This window comes from Parasphingorhabdus marina DSM 22363 (genome assembly GCF_900128895.1).
Taxonomy (GTDB): Bacteria; Pseudomonadota; Alphaproteobacteria; order Sphingomonadales; family Sphingomonadaceae; genus Parasphingorhabdus; species Parasphingorhabdus marina.
In genome coordinates, this window is record NZ_FSQW01000002.1 from 772,534 (window position 1) to 789,040 (window position 16,507).

A 16,507-nucleotide genomic window follows, 5' to 3' on the forward strand; every position below is an offset into this window, starting at 1 on the left:
ATGCTGACCAGCAAACATGCCGGAAAAGGGAAATCCGGCAAACATCATTCGCACCGGCATAACGGACACAAGGGCCACCACGGACATCGTGGCCACAAGGGCCATCATGCCGGGCTGGGTCATGCCCAGGACCGCGAACATGAAATGATCATCAACCGGATCGTGCTGATCATCATCGCATCGTCGATCGCATGGTTTCTTGATGCGGCCCCCGACATCATGATCGCGTTCCAGATCCACTTCATGGTCAGCCTGATGATTGCCATCGCCTACCGGTTCGACCGGCGTCCCAGCACGGTGCGCCGGCTGGCGGGCATCATCAATGATTTCGGTGCTGGTACCTATCTGTTCCACGTTGGCGGTGCCAGCCTGGCCGCACTCTATCCGATCTATCTCTGGGTTATCCTGGGATATGGTTTTCGCTTCGGCATAAGCTGGCTGTTTGTGGCCACCGGTCTGGCGACGCTGTCATTCGGCTGGACAGTATATAATGTCCCCTACTGGCAGGAGAATCTGTCACTGTCGATCGGGTTGCTGATCGGTCTGGCAGTCATTCCCTCTTACTGTTCCACCCTGATCACGAAACTCTCCCAGGCGAAAGAAGAGGCAGAAGCGGCCAACAAATCGAAGAGCCTGTTCCTCGCCAGCATCAGCCACGAGCTGCGGACCCCGCTCAATGCGATTATCGGCTATGGTACGCATTTGCTGGGCATGAAAATGCCGGAAAGCCAGCAGCAGATGATCAGCACCAGCGTGTCCGCCGGTCGCCACCTGCTGCATCTGATCAATCAGCTGCTCAGCTTCGCCAAGTCGGACTCCCAGGAAGAATTGCCCGAACCGGTAGATTTTTCGATAGTCGATCTGCTCACCGACGTTCGCGACATCATGCAGATTGCCGCCGAGGAAAAAGGCCTGGTCATCCATTTGCAGGCCGAACCCATGAGCGATCGTATCGCCGTCGGACAGGTCGATCATATCCGCAACATCCTCATCAACCTCACCAGCAATGCGGTCAAGTTTACCGACAGCGGATTCGTTCTGCTGAAATGCGGATATGAGGAGGACAAGGATGGCGACAGTCTCTGGTGTTCTGTCGCCGATACCGGTCCCGGCATTGCCGAAGATGCGCAGGAGCGCATATTCGGCGTGTTCCAGCAAGCCGATGACTCTGTCGTCAGCAAATTCGGTGGCACCGGTCTCGGCCTTGCCATCTGCCGGCAACTTGCCCAGCAAATGGGTGGCGACGTTTCGCTGTCGAGCAAAACCGGCGTCGGCAGCGTTTTCACCCTGTCCTGTCCCATCGCATTCGCCGATACCGAACAGGCCGGGCGCGACAGTGACGCGGAAAAAGTTCATATTCTCTCGCTGGGCAACTCACCCGAGGCCCCGCAGATTGACATTGCCGACGGCCAGTCCGTCCGAATTGATCATGTCATGCATGTGCCGGGAACCGACATCCTCCAGCTGATCGGGAACCGGGATCTGGCGGACTATGACGTCGCGGTTCTGGGCGGAGAATTTGCGGCGCAATATGATGAGGAACATGCACTCTGGTCCATCTTCAGGGAGGCGAAACTGCCACCTGTGCTCCTTTCCGGCTCGGGCAGCCGTGACCTTGAGGATATCGAGCTTCGTGCGGCATTTGCATCCGTGCTGCCGTCAACACCCGACTTTGAAACCATCCGCAGCGTTGTCCAGATCGGTTGCTCGTTCAATCGCAGTCTGAAGTCTGCCGAGGATGTCAGTGAGAATATCTTCCTCGAAGCCCGCCCGCAACGCGTGCTGGTCGCCGACGACAACCGCACCAACCAGATGGTTCTGGAAACCATCCTCAGCAATGCGGGCCATTCCGTAACCGTGGTTCCTGATGGTGAAAAGGCGCTGGATGAGCTGGAGAACGAGGCCTTTGACATTGTCTTCCTCGATGTGAACATGCCGCGCCTCGGGGGCATTGAATGTTGCAAGATGTGGCGGCAGATTGAAGGATCGCGGGCCCATGTTCCGATCATTGGCCTGACAGCGGACTCGACCGACGAAACCGAAAAAAGATGTCTCGATGCCGGAATGGATCTCAGACTCACAAAACCGGTCGAAGCTGGGCCGCTGCTGGAAACGATTGTACGCCTGACCAGCAGCGAGGTCAGTCCGGATGTGGTCGATGCAACAACCGATCCGTTCAGCACCGTCACCCGGATAACCGACAAAGGCGTTGCGGAGCAACCGGTTTCCATCGATCCGAGCCAGCTAAACTATCTGCGCTCCATCGGGGACGGGGATTTCGTCCAGTCGATCATCGATGCCTATCTGGAAGACACGGCCACCATCATGGAGGCCCTCGAAAAAGCCGTTGCTGCCGGGAATATCGACGAATTCCGTTTCCATGCGCACGCCTTCAAGAGCGGCGCGAACAATGTCGGCGCCATGATGCTCTCGAAAATCTGCGCGCGACTTGAGGTCATCACCGAACCGGATTTTGCCGCACATGCGGAAGAACATCTGGAACTGGTCCGAAGCGAGGTCGGACAGATTACGGAATATTTCCGCAATATGGATGATGCCGTGTCGGGTGAGGATACAGAATCCTCCGATGACGATGCCGTGCGACAATCCGGTTGAGGGTCAGGTCAGACGGCGCGAAGTGATCGTTGAATACGACGTTCCTGCGCCAGAGCCAGCCGCTCCATTTTGCGGACATCCGCATCCTCAAGATACAGCGCCGTTTCTGCCCACATGTCCGTGACTTCGAGCAGTTCGTCGAGACTGACCGGATTGGTAATCTTGCGCGCCCGGTAAACGGCGCGTTCTGCGTGAAAACGCTTATCGTTTTGCCGGGTATAGTTGATGATGGCTGCTTCGCCTTCTCCATCTTCGGCGAGAATATCCACGACACCCATCTCGTACAGTTCTTCGGCCGTGAACAGTTTGCCTTCGAGAATGAACCGCTCGGTATCCTGCCGTCCCAGTCGCTGCCGCAAAAAGCTGTAGGCTCCCATTCCCGGGAACAGATTGAACAGGATTTCGGGCAGGCCGAGGCGGGCACTTTTCTCCGCAACGATGATATCAAATGCCAGCGCATGTTCGAATCCGCCGCCCAGTGCGTCGCCCTGAACCAGGGCCATGGTAATGATCGGCGCGCCAAAACCGGTGCTGTTGGCATGCTGCATGTGTACACAGGTGCGTGCATATTTCCGCAGAGCGCCAAGATCACGCCGCCGGATGCAGTCGGCAAAATGCTTCAGATCTCCGCCCAGATTGTAAATTCCAGGCGTCCGTGAACCGCATACGAAATAGCGCAACGGATCCCGACTGTTGGTCACGTCAAATCCGTAATTGGTGTTGATCCAGTCCTGCACCGACTGAATTTCATCACCCAGTTCATAAGTGTAGCTGGGACGGGATTTCTGGTTCATGAAACACCAGAAAATCTGATCAGAACGATCAAACCGCAATTCGATTTCGTTGAATTTCTGATCGAGGATATCGGATCCGTAGACCGGATCGGACTGGATCAAAGACTCGGTCGTGTCAAAGAGCGCATTCTGCTCCCGATCATTGGCGGCCCGACCCCTGAATTCCATATCTACTCTCCACATCATGGGCTGATCGACGAAACTTCGGCCTATCATTTCCCAATCCGGTTGGAAGAGAATTTTATGGGCCGCCCCAAAAAGAAGCAAGCAAAACTGCAAGTGTTGACCAGCATGCTTAACACCACGGATTATATGCTTATCTTTACGCCAGTTAGCACCAATTTCGGGCGTTAATATTCGTTAACAGCCCCGTTTTGGTCCAAGTAGTTCCTGCGCTTGTTTGCCACTCTCGGCCATGGATGATCAAAACCGGTTGCAAATGTTTCCAAATACTAGCCCGCGTCCGACTCAGCGCCAGCCGACGCGCGGATCAGCCCCCGATAGGCCTGAACCGCCGAGCGATTGCCCTTGGTCACTTCAAAAACGTCCTCTGCAATGGGCATGGCCACGCCATGTTCCTTTGCCAGGGCCATGACGGTCGGTGCGCTTTTGACGCCTTCCGCCACCATCAGCATGTCGTCAATAATCTCGTCGATCTTGCGGCCCTTGCCCAACTCGACACCAACATGCCGGTTTCGACTGAGCGGACTGGTACAGGTGGCGATCATATCGCCCATGCCGGTAAGCCCGGCAAAGGTCTCTGGCCGTCCACCCATCGCCACGCCGAGACGAGTAATCTCGGCCAGACCGCGGGTGATCAGTGCCGATCTGGTATTGTCCCCTGCCCCCAGGCCATCGCCCATGCCAACCGCGATGGCGATAATGTTTTTCAGCACCCCGCCCAGTTCACATCCCAACAGATCGGTATTGGTGTACACCCGGAACAAACCGGAATGAAAAAGCTGTTGCAGCTGTTTGACGATGATCTCGTCTTCCATCGAGATTACGCTGGCTGCCGCCTGCCCGGCCATGATCTCCCGCGCCAGATTGGGGCCGGTCAACACGCCGACCGGATGTCCCGGCAGAACGTCCTCGATCACTTGGGTCATCCGCTTGCCGGTCGACAATTCCAGACCCTTGGTCAGGCTGATTACCGGGACCCAGGGACGCAGATATTGTTTGGCTTCTTCCAGGACCGCCCGGAAATTGCTCGATGGTATTCCCATCACCAGCACATCCGCATCCGCCACTGCTTCGCCCAGATCGCCGGTCGCTTTCAGTTCCCTGGGCAGAACGCTGTCGGGAAGATATTTGCTGTTGCGGTGATTGCTGTTGATATCATCAACCGTTTCCGCATCCCGCGCCCAAAGCTTGATCGGCGCGTTGCGGGACACCAGCGAAGCCACCGTAGTTCCCCAGGATCCCCCACCCAGCAATCCAACACGCAGCTTCATTATCCTCTCCCCTTGCACGGCTCCCTGACGGAACTCTTGGGCTCAGACTGGCGAGGTTTTCACTGTTTGGCAAGAAAAGCCAGATGCACGCTCGCGGATTCTTTGGGCTTTTCAATCATCGGAATATGACCGGTCTTTTCAAATATCACCGATTCGCTGTTTTCGATACCGTCAGCGAGAACCTTCACACAGCTGACATCGATAAGCCGGTCATGGCGCCCCCAGATGATCAGGGTTGGCGCCTTAACATCACCAAGACGGTCGTTCAGTGGATCATTGAGGCCCGATCCGGCAATCTGCCAGAAAATCTTGTCGAGCAGTTCCTTGTGGGCATTGGCTTCTTCGAAAAACAGCTTCCGAAACTGTCCCGGCATCGCCACCGGCTTGTACGCCACAAACTTCATCAGACGTGTCGTGTCCTCCACCGAAGTCAGAGCGAGAACATTTTTGCCGTCTTCCGCGGCAATCTGCAGCTCGCTTTTGTCTTCACCAACAACACCGGCATTGTTGAACAATGTCAGAGATGCCACCATGTCCGGGTATTCGAGGGCAAACTGCAAGGCGATGAACCCGCCCATGCTGTTTCCGCCGAGATGGCATTTTGTAATGCCCATCGCATCGAGAAAGGCCACCAGCCGATGGCACTGGGAAGCAATGTCATAGTCGCGATCCAGCGATCGGTCATTTTCTCCAAAACCAGGGAGATCCGGCGCAATCAATCGATGGGTTCCGGTAATATGCGCTGCATAGACGGACCAGTTGTCCTTGTCCCCGCCAAATCCGTGTAAAAGCACGACAGGGACGCCCTCCGCAGGCCTGCCTTCCAGAAACGGCCAGACATGATCACCTACAGTGATGGACTTTTCAACCAGGCCGCCTCGCCGTCGCAGCATGTTGCGCAGACCGCCATAAAGGGCTTTTGGAAAAGCAAAATAGACAATCAACATGGCGGCAATCAGCGCCAGAATTATGTAAAGCAATGTCGTCATGCAAACCGCCCCCGTGCCGGTCGAAATTTATTGAGCGAGGATCCTGTCGATCCAGTCGGTCATGTCCGACAGAACCTGCTCTTTTTCAGGTTCATTGAATATCTCATGATACAGGTCCGGGTAGATCGTGAGCTTCTTTTCGCTCGAGGAAACGTTCTCGTGCAGAAACGTCGACCCTTCGGGTGCGGCAAGGCTGTCCTCGCTGCCGTGCACAAGCAGCAATGGCAATGTGATCTTGCCGGCTTCCGCCTGGATTTGTTCCATGCGCTTCATCATTTCCAGACCAAGTCGTGCGCTGATTTTCTGACCCGAAACCAGGGGGTCAGCCAGATAATCAGCCACGACTTGCGGATCCCTGCTGACCGCATTTGCATCCAGACCAATAACGCCCATTTTCGGGGTCAGCCGCGACAGAATTTTACTGAGTGCCTTCAGTGTAGCCGACGGTTCTTCGGCCGCCTTGATCGCAGGCCCCGACAAAATGGCTGCCTGAAAACGAGTCTGATGTTCCAGCAGATATGTTGCTGCAATCAGCCCTCCCAGGCTGTGACCGACCAGAATTTTTGGCACATTGGCAAGAACTTCCGGGATATCGGCGAGAAGCGCATCCAGCCCATCATGATAAACCGAAAATCTGGGTACAAAGCCGTTTACGCCGGTCGACTTGCCATGCCCCCAGTGGTCGAGCGCCAGGACCGCCAGTCCCCGGTTCACGCAATGCTCGGCAAAATGGTGATAACGACCGCTATGCTCGTCATAGCCGTGGACGAGAATTATGACCGCCCGCGCCTTGGTGTCGGGCAGCCACCTTTGCTGAAACAGGCTGGCGCCCGCCGCTTCCGAGCCGGCTGGCAGGGTCAGCGTCCCTTCACTGTGGATCAAGCGATTTTCCTCTTCATCGCATTGTCCTGGGCGTGCGCCAGTTCATGGTCATGCGCCAGTTCGGTTTCATATTCGAACAGAATGCGATCGAGGGTCTGACTGATTTTTGTCTGCGTCCGGACCATTTCGATTTTCGGCCAGGTTGTGCGCTCACCGAGATCGATCAGCTCACTGATATCCTCGATCGGCAGGTTGCTGAGAATCTTGGACGGGCTCCAGAACATGGTCGGGCGAATGATGTTGATGTCGCCCGTATAGTCCTGATTAATCACCGACAGCGTCATGTTCGCGAGGCTGTTCAGCCGGGGGAAGAAAGACAATGGCTTTTGCATGATCGAGACATTGGCATTGAGCCAGGCCTTCATCGTTGCGGTCGATGCGTTGCGAATGGCCGACATTGCGGTTTTCTGCTGGCTTACGTCGCTGGCAAAAGGCGTGATCAGCGGATTGGCCTGACTGACAATGTGGTGATTGACACCATAGAGCCGCGCCAGTCGTTTTGCCGGCAAATCATGGGTGACAGATCCGTCCACCCATTTGCGGTTGGGCAAATAGGGTACACGCTCGCCCTTGTGATCTTTCGCAGCCAGAGTCACAGGCGGATAAACGCCCGGAACGGCACAGGATGCCATCACCGCTTCCCGGATATAGACGTTCGGTGAAGCGATCGCATTGAGGAGCCGGGATGTCTGGTGCTTTTCTGCCGGAGCGATGGACACGTTGAGATGCCGACCGGTCAGCTCATAGGCTTCCTGGAAGGTCAGGTCCGGAAGCATTTCGGACAAACGGGCTTCAATCTCGTCGGCGCGCATCCGGTTCGAACCGCCGAACAATCCGCCGAAGCCACCATCATTCTCGGGCTCTTCATCTCCCATCACCAGATTTTCCGGCTCAAAATACGGTTCCATGTCTTCATCGACATGCGTGCTGATCAGCGCACCAACTACCGAACCTCCACTGGAGCCCGACATGATATGCGGCAGCAGACCCTGACGCCACAGCGCCTTGGCCACGCCGAGGTGAAAATAGAGAAAAGCCCCCGATCCGCTCATCAAAAAGGCCGAGCGCCCGTAACAATGCTGCGCCCGCCGGAAGAAATCCAGTTTCTCCTCGAACGGAATGTCCGTAACCTTGTCGCTGGCGAGATATTCCAGCGAATTGACGATGGCATCCACATAATCCTGGATCAGGCGCTTGGTGCCAAACCGGGCTTTTTCATGGAGCCGGGCATTGCCCATTCCATCCATATTCCCGTGAATGCCTTCGTTCAGCGCATAAAGCAGCCCGGCATTGTCCTGGCTTTTCCAGAGCTTCGACAGCCGCTTCAGCCGGCGACGGATCGATTTGTGGTCAAAATGCTTGCTTTCGTCCGACTTGACCCAGAGATCCACGCCAGTGGACTTGTCATGGGCCTTGGCTGCCTTGGACCATTCACCATAGCTTTGCGCCTGGGCCATGGCCTTTTCCATTTTCAGGGTTGTATTCAGAATCATTCGCTACTCACTCACTCTGGGACCAGCTTGCATGCTGGCCTTCGTCAGCACGTCCGTGCTGGTTACCCTTTCGTCTCCGCTCCTCGCTATTTCTTGCTTTGCTTTGCGGTGCGCCGTGTCTTTGACACCTTCCGGTACATCACGCCGGCGTCACCCTTTGCCGCAGCCTTTTTGGCCGTCGGCCGCTTCGTTGTGCCCTGTTTCGTACCCCCCTCAGGCTTGGCTTTACGTAGCTCTTCGAAACTCTTTTGGAGGCATTCCCGGAAAAACTCAATATCCGGCATGATTTTTCGGTCGGAAATGATGCTGAACGAGATTGTGCCATTATAGCTCGGCGTGGCGATAAACAGCCCCATGCCATGGGCCAGCGGGGCCAGACCATATTGATGTGTCAGCTTTGCGCCATTCATGTAGAGCTGCATTTGCGGCCCGGGAACGTTGGAAACCATCAGGTTGTTCATCTTCGGCGCAAAGCGTTCGTCGGTGAGGATCCGGGACAAGCCGGACATGGGCGCACCGGGTATGTGCTTGGTCAGATCTGTCATGATCCGCGCGCTCAATCCCGACTTGGCTGCCTTGGTCTCGCGTGTGGTATCGCGAATGGCTTTCAAACGCTGCACCGGATTGGCGATATTGGACCAGATTTTGACTGTCATCGCCGAAATATTGTTGCCTGGATTGGATTCCTCGCCGGACCGGCTCCGCGCGTTGACAGGCGCAACGGCAACCAGAGATTCCTTCGGCAACTCCTTGTGTTTCATCAAATATTTGCGCACGCCACCGCTACAGATTGCGAGTACGATGTCATTGATTGTGGACCCTTCGGCCAGCGCCCGCATCTTTTTCAGCTCTTCGAGATCAAAGGTGATGGCATCGAACATTTTGTGCGGCGTTACAGCGCTGTTGAACCGCGTGTCCGGAATACTGCTGTCGCGCTCTTCGCTTCCATTGAGCAGGTTTTGCTGCGTATTCGAAACAATGGCCGGGGCAAATTTCATGAAGGCCTGCGCCAGTTTCACGGGAGATGTCACGGTGCTGTTGATCGCCCGGTTCAGAATTTCCGTGGCGGTTGGCAGTTCCGGCGGTTTTTCAGTGTTTTCGGGCATCGGGATAGCCGGTGTTCCCTTGGTATCCTTGTCGGACAACGCGGCAAAAAAGTGCGCGCCTGACGTGCCGTCAATCGTGGAATGATGAATCCGGGTCAGAATGGCGTAGCTGCCCTTCGCATATCCCGGAATATTATCGAGACCTTCAATGACATACATGTCCCAGAGCGGCCGGTTCATGTCCAGCGGTTTGCTGTGATGACGTGCGACCTGGATACAGAATTGCCGCCAGTCCCCCGGTTCTGGAAGGCGGCTGTGTGAAATATGCGCCTCGAGATCAAAATGCTCGTCTTTAACCCAATAAGGATGGTCTATGTCGAGCGGCAGACGATACAATTTGCGCTGAAACATCGGCGAGATGTGCAGGCGGTTGCGCACATGTTCGATAATGTCCTTGAACCGGACCTTGCCGCCCGGCGCGGTTGACGGGTCATAGATGTAAACCGCCATGACATGGGTCAGATTGGTGGCAGACTGGATGTACAGAAACTGCGCATCCTGGGCGCTGAGCTGACTGATATGTCTGTCTTCGCTGCTGTCTGTCATCGTCATTCCTTTGCTGGGGGATCAGTCAAAAATCTTGTCGGCGAGGCTGAGAACTTCCAGGCGCGATTTCTCCATGCGTCGTGACAGCGCCCGGAACTTGCGCAACAGCGCTTTGCGCGCAGCAATGGACTCGTCCGTGGTCTCTCCGGTCAGCCCCTGGCTGGCAGCCATCCGGAAACCATTCTCAAACAGGATCTTCCCGATCGACGCCTCACTGGTGATCCGGCGCAACAGATAGAGTTGCCGGCCTTCGACCAGAGCTTCCTCAACACAGGTCTTCCGGTCAATCACCTGCCCTTTTTCCAGACGGCTCAAGATGTCCAGAACAACGGTATAGGATTCGACGAAGGGCAGAAATACAGCGTGGCCGATCAACGGCTGAAACCGGTTGGTCAGGCTTTTCAGCATCGGACCACCGGTTTGCAATTTCTCTTCCCAGTCCGGACAGGCTCTTGCCAGCTCCGCTTTCAGATTTTCGCGAAACTCCTCTTTCGACGGATAGAAAAATTCGAACTTGAACAGGTCGCGCAACCGCTCGGTTTCCGACCAGAAAACCTCTTCGGCTTTCTTGTCCCGCTCTTCGCGGGCCTTGAGAATCGACAGTTCGATGATCGCCTTGTCGAGGAAATGATGGATTATCGAATTCCGGTAATAGCTCGCCAGCGGATGTTTGTCGGGCTCGATGCCGTAAACGGTGGTCGAGCCCTTGTCATAGCGGACAAACAATCCGCTATTGACCAGCGTGTCGACAATGCCCTGAACGGTCTGGAGCTTTTCCGTCGTGAGATCCTCACTGATCCGGATGTCCCGGTCTTGCGCCCATTTTACGAAAAATGTCAGCGCCGAGCGCAATTCCTCGGCCGTCATCGCTCGCGGCGCCGTGCCCAGCAGACACAGGCACATCAGCGATGTCATGGTCAGTGGTGTGGCCCGATTGGCTTCGACCGCGACTTCAAAGGCAATTTTTGACAGGTTGAGCCGGTCATCCGGTTCCGGCGCCTGATCCACGATAACCGGCTCGCCGAAATCGACATAGACCTTGCCCATGGGTTCACGCAGGCTCCGCAGATATCCAAAGAACCAGCCCAGTGACTCCGCCTTTTTTACTCTGCCAGTCTGTTCGGAAGCATATTCCTCGACATCACGGATCAGATCAAAGCTGGTCACAACCGGGATGATATGGACATTTCTGATGTCATTGGCATTGGCGCTGTCCATGACATATTTGAGCAGCCCATAACGGGGCGGCATCAGCTTTCCAAGACGCGAACGGGTGCCTTCGAAAGCCCAGGTCATCGGGAACCGTTTTTCCAGCAAATAGCTGACATAGTGACGCAGCACGAGCTTGTAGAGCGGGTTGTTCTCGAAGCTCCGGCGGATGAAGATCGTGCCGGCGCGGCGCAGCATGAACCCGAGTCCGAAGAAATCGAGATTGATCCCGCCGAACACGTGCACCATTGGCAGGTCGTTCTGATAAGCGAGATCAGTTGGCGTCACGCCATCAATATAGGTCTTGTGGGTGAACAGCAGCAATGTCGGATGATCCCGCATGGTTCGCCGCAGACGCGCCAGTTCATTCTTGTTGAACACCACATCGTCTTCATATCCCTGCGACAGCATGAACCGGTCCAGCCGAGCTTTCATGTCAATAAACAGCGCACTGGGCCGGGCGATCAGCTCCTTCATATATTTGCCGGCTTCTTCGTAGAGCGCGGATTCCGGCTTGCCGAGGTCTTCCGACAATTCGGTTACCGCTGCGCGGAATTTCGGACTGGTGCGCAGGCTGTCCGCGACAAATTTTGGAACCTTGTAGCGCCGCCCCCGGAGACCGCGCTCTTCAATATCCAGCACCAGGCCCGCCTGGCGAACGACAAAGCGGGCAAATTCCGTCTCACCGGGATTTTCGCCTGATATGTCCTGCTGTTCAAAACGCTGCCGGAGTTCACCGATGGTGGCGGGCTGCCCGGTCAGGCAATGGGCCCGGCGCTTGTTGCGCCACAAAATGGTCTTGGCGCGAAAGCTGCCCGGCGTCCGGGGATCACCGAACAGGATATGCCGCATCTTCAGCGCCCGGCTTTTTTCAAAATTCGGAATGCGCCAGGCAATACGAACCGGAATCACCAGCGTATCGGGTTCACCCTCCAGTTTTTCTTCCAGTGATTTCAGTCTGAGCCGCGCCCGTTCATCGGATATCGGGAGGCTGACCCAATTGATTTCGCGGCCGGGGCCACCTTCTGCGAGACTGGTATGCAGCCAATCCAGAAGATAGCGGCGTTCTACCCCGTTGCGGGCGTCAATGATAAACAGCTTTGGCCCCTGTCTGACCAGGGGTAAGGTTCTGGCTATTGCCGCCGCTTCATCCATGGCGCCTCACTATGCTTTCCCGGCTCCTGCTTTTTTGGCCCCGGCCTTTGGTGATCTGCGTTTGGCCGGTTTCTTGACAGTTTTTCGTTTGGCTCCCGGTTTCGCCGCAGCATGCCGGGTCGTCGACTTTTTCCGCACGGTGGTTTTCCTGGCGGGCACAGCCTTTTTCTTGACCGAAGCCGCTGTCTTCCCACGACTTTTGGCGGGCGTGGTTGCCTTTACCGTTTTCCTCGCCGCTGCTTTGCGGGCGGGTTTGCTCGTCAGCGCTTCCAGTGCCGCTTCCTCATCATCCTGCCCCAGCGCCTCAAGGAACATGCCCCGGACTTCGGCAACATGCTGGTCAATGGTTTTGACCGACCACTCGCTGGTGTCCACCGCCGGCAGGACATCCACTCGTACTTTCGCCGGGCGCATCACAAATTCGTTCTTCGGCGCAATGTCGCCGGCATTGTGGATCACGATCGGGACGATCGGCACACCCGCCTGCATCGCCATGTGAAACGCGCCTTTCTTGAAGGGCCCAAGCCGCGGCGACAGGGTCCGTGTGCCCTCTGGCGCAATCACAATCGATTTCCTGTCGACTTCAATTGCTTCAATCAGGGGTTCCATGGCCTTGATCGCACTTTTGGCGTTTGCACGATCGATAAACACCGTGCCTGCCAGTTCCATCAGTTTGCCAATGACTGGCGTATCCCGGATCTCTTTCTTGCCGACGCCGCCCATGTCCTTGCGGATCAGCTTGGCGAGGATCATGACGTCCGCCTTGCTCTGGTGATTGAACACAAAGATGCAGGGCCGGGCATTCCACAGATTGGCTTCGCCATGAACCTCCAGCTCACAGCCGGTCAGCGCCGTCGCAAAATCGCCGAACAATCCGGTCGAGAAATTCATCGCTTCGCGCTGCGATCCGGTCAGCGCCCAGATCGGCAGCGAGGCCACGGCGGATCCGATCAGCGAACCGGTGGCATAGATGGTCCGGACATAGTCCACCGGTTTCACCTGGCCACGGCTATCAAATTTCTGGATCGGCCAGCCCCGCTCTTCAGCCACTGCAGTCAGCTTGCTGTTGGGATTGAGCGGCCGCGGCTTGCCGACATGTTCGAGCAGCTCGATATCGTCATAGCTGTCAGAATAGAAATAGCTTTTGGAAAGATCGAGATTCTTCTCCTGGGCCAGCTTTTCCGCGGCCAGCACCTTGCCCTCACCAAAACAAAGCGGGCGGATAATCTCTCCGGTAAACTCGCCATTTTCCACTTCATATTGCGAGCACAACACATGTTCGATGTTGAGATCGCGTGCGGTCGGTTCGATCTGGTAGATGGTCGCCGAGGAAACAATCGCCACCGTATGCCCTTTGGCAAGATGGGCGTCGATCAGCGCCCGCGATTCCGGATAGACCTTCCGTGCGATATGCTTTTCGTAAAGCTCCTCGCCAAATTCGAAATAGCTGTCTTCGGTGACGCCCTTGAGCAAGCGGGAGGCCGAGGACATCAGGCCCGAAAAGCCCATGTTTCCCATCGAATATTGCGCCATGACATTGGCTGTCTCAACCAGTTCTTCGGCAGACATCTCGCGGCGCTTGATCTTTTCCCAGAGCAGCGCGGTCGCCGAATATCCGGCGATAATGGTCCCGTCAAAATCAAAAAGGGCACCGATATGGGGACCTTCCGGCGCGTTCAGTACATCCTGCAAATGGGAGTCGTGATCAGCCATGTCCGTCCCTTGATCCTTCAATCTCGCCAAGCCAAATTCCTTTGTGCCAAAATTATGCTGCATTTCCCACCCTTTATTGGGTTAGGCGGGGATTAATTGCCCGGAATGGCTTCTCTGTCCGGAAATGGTTCAGTTTTGATGAAAAATCCGCCGAAATCCGCAAAAAGCGGAAACTGCAAGCGCGGGTTTCCTCTTCCGCGTCCAAAACGCCCCGCGAACAGGGTTGCAGAACCGGGCCGCTGCGGTTAATGGGACGCGCTGTTAGTGAGGTGCGTTGGCTGAGTTGGTCGAAGGCGTCGCACTCGAAATGCGAAGTACGTTCACGCGTACCGAGGGTTCGAATCCCTCACGCACCTCCATCTAACAGCTTCCGCAAACCGGCCCCTCCAAGGCGCGCTCTTGCATATCCCCCGTATCGGCTTAAATTGATGGCATGACAGCAACCAGACATTTGGTTTCGACCAACCCCCTGCCCAAAGGCACTCCTCCTGTTCTTGACGCGCGCTTTGCCATTGGCGACGTGGTGCGCCACAGGCTGTTCGACTTTCGCGGGGTGATTTACGATATCGATCCCGTATTTGCGAATAGCGAGGAATGGTACGAGTCGATCCCCAAAGACCTGCAACCCGCCAAGGACCAGCCGTTTTACCACCTGCTCGCGGAAAATGCGGACAGCAGTTATGTCGCTTATGTGAGCCAGCAGAACCTGCTGGAAGACGATAGCGGGGAGCCGGTCATGCATCCGGAAGTCGGACGGATGTTTCATGCACTGGCCGATGGCAAATACCGGTTGCACAGCATTCACCGCCATTGAGGGCCAGAATCTCGGGATCGTAGAAGCCCGGCGCTAACTTTTGATTTTCCAGCCTTTTTTCAGCAGGTAATAGCAGATCGCCGTAAGCAGCAGGTTGATCACCAACAGCACCACCGAACCGGTTACAATCGGCGAATCGGATTCGCCCAAAAATCCGTACCGGAACCCCGAGATGGCGTAGAAAAACGGATTGGCATGACTGAAGGCCTGAACCGCGGGTGACAGGCGGTCGATCGAGTAAAAGGTTCCGGACAGCAGCGCCAGCGGAGCCACGACAAAATTGGTGACGGCAGCAGCATGGTCGAATTTCTCCGCCCAGATCGATGTCAGCACGCCGAGAAGCGCAAGCATGACCGATCCCATCAGGCCAAACCAGATCACTGCCCACCAGTGGGTTACGGAAACCTGGACTCCCGGCCACAGCGCCATGGCCAGCCAGACCGCAAAGCCGACCAGCGCCGCCCGGGTTACGGCGGCCGCGACCAGACCACCCAGCAACTCGCCAATGGACAGAGGTGGCATCAGGTAATCCACAATTGTCCCCTGGATCTTGCCGACAAGCAGGGAAAAACTGCTGTTTGCAAAAGCATTCTGGATCATGCCCATGCAGATCAGGCCGGGGGCAATGAAATCGGCAAAGGGAACGCCAAGAACCATCCGGTCCCCGCGCCCCAATGCCACGGTAAAGATCACCAGAAACAGCAATGTGGTTATCGAAGGGGCCCAGACCGTTTGCAGCTGAACCTTGAAAAACCGGCGCACTTCCTTCCAGTACAGGGCCAGAAAACCACCCCAGTTGACCCCGCGAATAACCGCGACACCCGGCTCGTTATAAGTGGGTCCGGCATTTTGCGGAACGGAGGTATTTGCATTTTTGGGCTGGTCTGACATGGGCTTTTCGCCTATCGGCTCTGGCGAACCAGCACAACCCCATAAAATACACTGTATCGGCAATGTCCGAAACCGTGCCTAAGTAACATTGATCTGCGTCCGAGAGCGCTTATATGGGACGCAAGGAAGAAACGAGAACGGAAACTATATGGCCTGGACCGACGAACGCATCGATCACCTCAAGAAAATGTGGGAAAAAGGCTTGACCGCCAGCCAGATCGCGGAAGAACTGGGCGGAGTGAGCCGCAACGCCGTGATCGGGAAAGCGCACCGGCTGGGGCTGAAATCCCGTCCCTCCCCGGTGAAATCCAAGGCGAAGACCGCCAAAGGTGCGAAACCGGCAGCCAAACCGAAAAAGGCAGCGAAGAAAACCGCCAAAGCCAAAAAGCCCAAGGAAGAACATGTGGCCCGGCGCGCCATGCCGCCGCCAACGCCGGCTGCACGCACCCATGCTGCCCAGCAGTCCAAGGCGCCCAAACAGGACGGCCCCAAAATCGTCTCCGTTGGTCCAGGCGGCTTTTTGCGTCAGGGTCCCGGCGATCAGCAGGCCCCGATCCCGCCGGCACCGCCCCGGCGACTGGTTCCGGCCAAGCCGAGCGAGGAAATTGCGGACAAGACCAGCCTGCTCGATCTCAACGACAAGATCTGCCGCTGGCCGATGAATCACCCTGGTGAACCGGATTTTCATTTCTGCGGCAAGGAAGTGAATCCGGGCTTTCCCTATTGCGTTGAGCATTGTGGCCGGGCGTTCCAGGCCCAACTGCCGCGCGGCACCCGCCGTCCGCCTCCGCCACTGCCATTTGGTGGTCCACGGGTCCGTTAATCTGACACAAAAGTCATGCTGA

Annotated in this window: 12 protein-coding genes and 1 tRNA gene; 4 read left to right on the forward strand and 9 right to left on the reverse strand. The window is 56.2% G+C overall.

Translation table 11 applies throughout. From position 1 onward, the window contains the following. The gene (locus tag BUQ90_RS13385; protein WP_074205662.1) at positions 1-2,616 is read left to right on the forward strand and encodes an ATP-binding protein; all 2,616 of its coding nucleotides are present in this window, start codon (positions 1-3) and stop codon (positions 2,614-2,616) included. A gap of 8 nt (positions 2,617-2,624) precedes the next feature. On the opposite strand, the gene BUQ90_RS13390 is transcribed toward BUQ90_RS13385, so the two are convergent. From BUQ90_RS13390 to BUQ90_RS13425, 8 genes are all read right to left on the reverse strand, one after another. Next, positions 2,625-3,578 carry a crotonase/enoyl-CoA hydratase family protein gene (locus BUQ90_RS13390; RefSeq protein ID WP_074205663.1) on the reverse strand — a complete coding sequence of 318 codons (954 nt, stop codon included), beginning with the start codon at positions 3,576-3,578 and terminating at the stop codon, positions 2,625-2,627. A 284-nt stretch (positions 3,579-3,862) separates the two neighbouring features. Next, positions 3,863-4,864 (reverse strand): NAD(P)H-dependent glycerol-3-phosphate dehydrogenase, encoded by a 1,002-nt coding sequence (locus tag BUQ90_RS13395; RefSeq protein ID WP_074205664.1) that lies wholly within the window; start codon positions 4,862-4,864, stop codon positions 3,863-3,865. A 59-nt stretch (positions 4,865-4,923) separates the two neighbouring features. Continuing rightward, positions 4,924-5,853, reverse strand: coding sequence for an alpha/beta fold hydrolase (locus BUQ90_RS13400; protein WP_074205665.1), 930 nt, complete (start codon positions 5,851-5,853; stop codon positions 4,924-4,926). A 27-nt stretch (positions 5,854-5,880) separates the two neighbouring features. Continuing rightward, positions 5,881-6,735 carry an alpha/beta hydrolase gene (locus BUQ90_RS13405; RefSeq protein WP_074205666.1) on the reverse strand — a complete coding sequence of 285 codons (855 nt, stop codon included), beginning with the start codon at positions 6,733-6,735 and terminating at the stop codon, positions 5,881-5,883. Next, positions 6,732-8,228 carry a DUF3336 domain-containing protein gene (locus BUQ90_RS13410; protein WP_074205667.1) on the reverse strand — a complete coding sequence of 499 codons (1,497 nt, stop codon included), beginning with the start codon at positions 8,226-8,228 and terminating at the stop codon, positions 6,732-6,734. Before BUQ90_RS13410 ends, BUQ90_RS13405 begins: the two co-directional genes overlap by 4 nt. Before the next feature lie 86 nt (positions 8,229-8,314). Further along, positions 8,315-9,880, reverse strand: a complete 1,566-nt coding sequence (locus BUQ90_RS13415) for a WS/DGAT/MGAT family O-acyltransferase (RefSeq protein ID WP_084192803.1) — start codon at positions 9,878-9,880, stop codon at positions 8,315-8,317. 21 nt (positions 9,881-9,901) lie between these two features. Next, a complete protein-coding gene (locus tag BUQ90_RS13420) occupies positions 9,902-12,244 on the reverse strand; it encodes a glycerol-3-phosphate 1-O-acyltransferase (RefSeq protein WP_074205668.1) in 2,343 nt (780 codons plus the stop codon). A gap of 9 nt (positions 12,245-12,253) precedes the next feature. Continuing rightward, positions 12,254-13,957: an HAD-IB family hydrolase gene (locus BUQ90_RS13425; protein ID WP_084192804.1), complete on the reverse strand. Its 1,704-nt coding sequence runs from the start codon at positions 13,955-13,957 to the stop codon at positions 12,254-12,256. Between the two features lie 268 nt (positions 13,958-14,225). Between BUQ90_RS13425 and BUQ90_RS13430 the strand changes: the two genes are divergently transcribed. Beyond that, positions 14,226-14,316 (forward strand) — tRNA-Ser (locus BUQ90_RS13430). A 74-nt stretch (positions 14,317-14,390) separates the two neighbouring features. Next, a complete protein-coding gene (gene hspQ, locus BUQ90_RS13435; RefSeq protein ID WP_074205669.1) occupies positions 14,391-14,771 on the forward strand; it encodes a heat shock protein HspQ in 381 nt (126 codons plus the stop codon). A 33-nt stretch (positions 14,772-14,804) separates the two neighbouring features. Here the strand turns inward: hspQ and BUQ90_RS13440 are convergent, their stop codons facing one another. Continuing rightward, the gene (locus tag BUQ90_RS13440) at positions 14,805-15,662 is read right to left on the reverse strand and encodes an ABC transporter permease (protein ID WP_074205670.1); all 858 of its coding nucleotides are present in this window, start codon (positions 15,660-15,662) and stop codon (positions 14,805-14,807) included. A 148-nt stretch (positions 15,663-15,810) separates the two neighbouring features. Here BUQ90_RS13440 and BUQ90_RS13445 point away from each other — a divergent pair, with 148 nt between their 5' ends. Then, complete coding sequence (locus BUQ90_RS13445; protein ID WP_074205671.1) at positions 15,811-16,485, forward strand: GcrA family cell cycle regulator; 675 nt, start codon at positions 15,811-15,813, stop codon at positions 16,483-16,485. Positions 16,486-16,507 lie beyond the last annotated feature (22 nt).